The following is a 5,404-nucleotide window of genomic DNA, read 5'->3' on the forward strand; positions in this document are numbered from 1 at the left end:
CTATAAAGGAAGGCCGGCGGCGCATTAAGCTTTACCGCTTTTCCGTTTATTTTGATCGTATTCGCCCCTATCGTAATATCAACGGTACGATCTTTAAGGACGATCGATGCCGTTTTGGTAGAGGCGATCCAATTGAGTTCTGCCCCCGTAGCTTCAATAATGTCGCGAAGCGCTACAAATGTGCGGCTCTCTAGAAGCAGCGGCTTGTTAGCCGTCAACAGCTCTTTACCTTTAACGACAACGGAAATGTCAGTTCCAGTCTCTCTAGGCTTTACCGTTCGATAATCCCCCCAAATTGCATTTGTGAAAGCTTTGCCCATAACGGCATAGCCCGCTTTATTCGGATGAATGTCGAGCTCCTTGTTACTTATATTCGTATAAGGAATTTCATTGCCCACGAAATCTTTGGCCACATCAACAGTTGTTACTTTGATACCGTCTTTATTTAAGCGCTGAGCGACCTGGTCAAGGCGTTCACCAAGCTGTGTTAGTCCGTCCACTAGAAATAAACGATCAGATTCTTCGAAAAATACTTTGACCGAATCTCCAAACTTAATGGGAGCAGGAATAGGCGAATATTGATTCGCTATGACAAACTGAGCGTTAGGCTGCAGCTTGGCCGTTATGCGCAGTGTTGCTTCCAGCTCTTTTTCATAATTGTCCAGCGCGCTCTTAAGCAAGGCAGCAGCCTCATTTGATGTAGTTGACTGTTTATCTGCAGTGAGCTTAGACATCACCGCATTAACATCATTGCCGCCGATCGTCAATACGACCAAATCAGCCGCTTTCAAAGCAGCATTCAGGTTTTTCGTGTCAGCGAACATTTTGTCTGCTCGCGGATCAGGAAGGTTTTTCTGAACAGCTGAAGCCTCTAGACTAATATTTTGTGCTGCCGCTTCCATCCACAATTTTAAGCCTGTTGTTTGTAGGCCTATAACTCCATAATTCGTATAGCTTGCACGAAGTCCATGGAAAAGCGCCTGTTCATAGACATGCTCGACATACCCGTACACTTTGTTAACAGACTCTTCAGTAAAGCCAGGCTCATAGCCCGCTGTAAGAGAATCTCCCAAAGCAACGATATAGTAAAAGTTATCATTTACTGCCTTTGAGTCCGATACTGCTGCGGCTGAAGCGATAGCTGAGCTATGCTTAATCATATTTACTGGTAAATTCAAAGGCGTCAGTGCTATCGTCGACAAAGCGGTTACAGCAATAATGGTCGTTTTAATTGACATTATTCTTTCCGTTTTCTTTAACATACGGTCACTTCCTTTAGTCTTATTAAAAACAGAATAAATGCAAATACTTGAGAGTCTGTTCATAAACCACATCAAAATGCACCGTAAATAGTGCAGTTTAAGCACATTGTACGATGCTGCAACAGTATGCAATTAGTACAAACATTTATAACAATAATAAATTGATTCCTTTTTGGGCTGGTGTTAAAATACTAGAATAAGCGCAAGAAGTCGGTAAAAGGATCGGAATACGGTCCGTATAAAAAAGAAGCACCAACATGGTGCGTCTCAAGACCCAGTTAAGCAAGGAATAGTAAGCAGCAGGCCGATAAGTCTGTTCAACTACAATTCTATTATAAAAAAAGCCAAAAATGAAGAGGAATAACCGTTTTCATTCCAGCTTATTTTTTAATTATGCACGATTTACTTCAAAAATCTTCTGATAGAAAGGTTGCACATAATGAAAAAGAATAATTTGGGATTGCCTCCGAAACAAGGTCTATATGATCCGCAATTTGAGAAAGATGCTTGCGGCATGGGCTTTGTGGCCAACATCAAGGGAGTAAAATCACATAAGGTCATTCGTCAAGCGCTTACGCTGCTTGAGAATATGGAGCATCGCGGTGGTCAAGGCAGCGACCCGAACACGGGAGACGGAGCGGGAATTATGCTTCAAATTCCGCATTCTTTTTTTGCAGCTGAATTGAAAAAGCAAGAGCTTGAGCTTCCAGAGGAAGGACAATATGCGGTCGGAATGATATTTATGCCGCAGGATGAAGCTGCTCGCACTGCAATTGAGTGCGAGGTGGAGTCTATTGTTGCAGAAGAGAATCAATCGCTGATTGGATGGCGTACAGTTCCTACTATCGATGAGAAGCTTGGTGAAGCAGCACTTGCAGTTAAGCCTTACGTTCGCCAGTTGTTTATTGGCAAGAATGAAAGCTTGAAGGATAATATGGCTTTTGAACGCAAATTATACGTAATCCGCAAGCGCGCTGAGCTTGCTATTAGATATGCCGGCAAAGAAGGCGGCAGCATGTTCTACTTCTCTAGCTTGTCTTCTAGAAAGATCGTATATAAAGGAATGCTTACGACCGAGCAGGTACGTTCATTTTATACCGAGCTTAACGATGAGACAGTTGTATCCGCAATGGCGCTTGTTCATTCCCGTTTTAGTACGAATACATTCCCTAGCTGGGAGCGCGCGCACCCTTTCCATTATATGATCCATAACGGCGAGATTAACACGCTTCGCGGTAATGTGAACTGGATGCATGCTCGTCAGACATTGTTTGCTACTGAACTGTTCGGCGATGATATGGAGAAAATCAAGCCAATCATTAACCCTGACGGCTCCGATACAGCAATGTTTGATAATACGCTCGAATTTCTATTCTTGTCAGGCCGTTCAATGGCKCACGCTGCTATGATGATGGTTCCTGAGCCTTGGTCAAACCATGAGAGCATGAGTGATGAGCGCAAAGCTTTCTACGAATATCACAGCACATTGATGGAACCATGGGATGGACCGGCAGCGCTTGGCTTTACGGATGGCGTGCAAATCGGAGCCGTACTAGACCGGAATGGTCTGCGTCCAGCTCGTTATTACGTAACGAAGGACGATCATATTATACTTGGATCAGAAGCTGGCACAGTTGATATTCCAGCGGAAGATATTTTATACAAAGATCGTTTACGCCCTGGTCGTATGCTGCTTGTAGATACGAAGCAAGGCAGAATCATTTCCGACGAGGAAGTTAAAGCTGAAATCGCAGTGGAGCACCCTTACCGTGAGTGGCTTGATGAGCATTTAGTAGATTTAGAGGATTTGCCGGAAGCTCCTGAGCTCCCTGAACCGAATCATGATACGGTTCAATTGAGACAGCAGGCGTTTGGCTATACGTTCGAGGATGTTCGTAAAGTGCTGGAGCCGATGGCTGGCAGCGGAGCGGAGCCAATTGCTTCGATGGGCTATGATGCGCCGCTTGCGGTGTTATCCGAGCGTCCGCAGCGCTTATACAACTATTTTAAACAACTATTTGCTCAAGTAACGAACCCGCCGATTGATGCGATTCGTGAAGAGATTATTACAGCGACTGGAACTACGATTGGGCCGGAACGTAATTTGCTCAATCCTGAGCCTGAGAGCTGTCGTCACATAAAGTTGGATACACCTATTTTGTCTAACGAACAGTTTGCTAAGCTTCGTCATGTTCGTCGTCCAGGCTTTAGATCAATTACTCTTCCAATCTTCTTCGTTGCAAGTGAAGGAGAAACTGGTCTTCGGGATGCACTGAAGCTAATGTGTGAAGCGGCGGACCGTGTTATATCGAAAGGGCATAATCTTCTTATTTTGTCCGATCGCGGCGTAGATAAAGAGAATGCAGCTATTCCTGCATTGCTGGCAGTTTCGGCACTGCATCATCACTTAATTCGTCAAGGTACGCGTACAAAGGTTGCTTTATTGCTTGAATCGGGTGAACCGCGCGAAGTGCATCACTACGCTTTGCTGCTCGGTTACGGAGTTAGTGCAGTTAACCCTTACCTTGCATTCGAATCGCTAGATGATATGATACGCCAAGGAATGCTTCGCGGCCTATCCCATGAGAAAGCTGTTAAAAACTATATTAAAGCGGCCACTAAGGGCGTAGTTAAAATATTGTCMAAAATGGGTATTTCGACTATTCAATCTTACCGCGGTGCACAAATTTTTGAAGCGCTCGGGCTGAAAGAAGAAGTGATTAATGAATACTTCACGTGGACGCCGTCCCGAATTGGCGGCATCGGACTTGATGTCATTGCGGAAGAGACATTAAAGCATCATAACCGGGCTTTCTCTGATCAAGAGGGTGGCGAGAAGGAACTTGATTCCGGTGGTGAATACCAATGGCGCAAGGACGGCGAGGATCATCTATTTAGTCCGCAAACGATCCACACGCTGCAAATGGCTTCCCGTGCAAATGATTACAAGCTGTACAAGAAATTTTCATCCCTTATTCAAGGGGAAGATAAGAAGCATTTAACGCTTCGTTCCTTGCTTCAATTCAAAGCAGGACGAGAATCAATCCCGATTGAGGAAGTTGAGTCATTAGAATCAATCGTAACGAGATTCAAGACGGGCGCGATGTCTTTCGGCTCGATTAGTAAGGAAGCGCATGAGAGTCTTGCTATTGCTATGAACCGTCTCGGTGGAAAATCCAATACAGGCGAAGGCGGGGAAGATCCGGCTCGGTTCATTCCCGACGCGAACGGTGATTCCAGAAGAAGCGCGGTTAAACAAGTTGCTTCCGGACGTTTTGGCGTAACGAGTAATTACCTGGTTAACGCGGACGAAATTCAAATCAAGATGGCGCAAGGCGCAAAGCCTGGTGAAGGTGGACAACTGCCTGGACTTAAAGTATATCCATGGGTTGCTGAAGTACGCGGCTCTACGCCAGGCGTAGGACTTATCTCACCTCCTCCTCATCATGATATTTATTCCATTGAGGATTTGGCAGAGCTTGTACACGATTTGAAAAATGCCAACCCACGCGCTCGTATTAATGTGAAGCTCGTATCCGGTGTCGGTGTAGGAACAATTGCAACAGGCGTTGCTAAAGGCCGTGCTGATGTAATAATGGTAAGCGGCTATGACGGCGGAACAGGCGCTTCACCAATGGGTTCGATTAGACATGCGGGTCTGCCGTGGGAGCTTGGGCTTGCTGAAACGCATCAAACACTCATGCTTAACAACTTGCGTGACCGCGTAACACTAGAGACAGACGGTAAAATGATGACGGGCCGCGATGTCGCGATTGCTGTATTGCTTGGAGCTGAAGAATATGGCTTTGCAACTGCTCCGCTCATCGTTCTCGGTTGTATCATGATGCGTGTGTGTCAGCTCGATACTTGTCCTGTAGGTGTGGCAACACAAAATCCAGAGCTTCGCAAAAAGTTTATGGGTGATCCGAGCCATGTGGTGAATTACTTGCGCTTTATTGCGGAAGAGCTGCGTGAAATTATGGCTGAGCTTGGTTTCCGGACCATTCAAGAAATGGTCGGACGCGTTGACATTCTTGAAACGAAGCAACTGATTGAGCATTATAAGGCGAAGGGGCTTGATCTCTCTGGCTTGCTGTATGAAGCGGATTTGCCGCAATCGGCTGCACGCTATTGTACGCAGG

At 45.6% G+C, this 5,404-nt stretch carries 2 protein-coding genes; one reads left to right on the plus strand and one right to left on the minus strand.

Features of this window, described 5'->3' with window-relative positions; genetic code table 11:
• Nucleotides 1-1,262: stalk domain-containing protein (locus tag AC1DWN_RS27095; protein WP_477561995.1), on the minus strand; the 1,262-nt coding region annotated here is incomplete at its 3' end.
• Between the two features lie 439 nt (nt 1,263-1,701).
• Between AC1DWN_RS27095 and gltB the strand changes: the two genes are divergently transcribed.
• A partial coding sequence (gene gltB, locus AC1DWN_RS27100; RefSeq protein WP_477561996.1) for a glutamate synthase large subunit occupies nt 1,702-5,404 on the plus strand: 3,703 nt, incomplete at its 3' end.

The sequence above is a fragment of the Paenibacillus sp. P4_A7 genome (genome assembly GCF_056402455.1).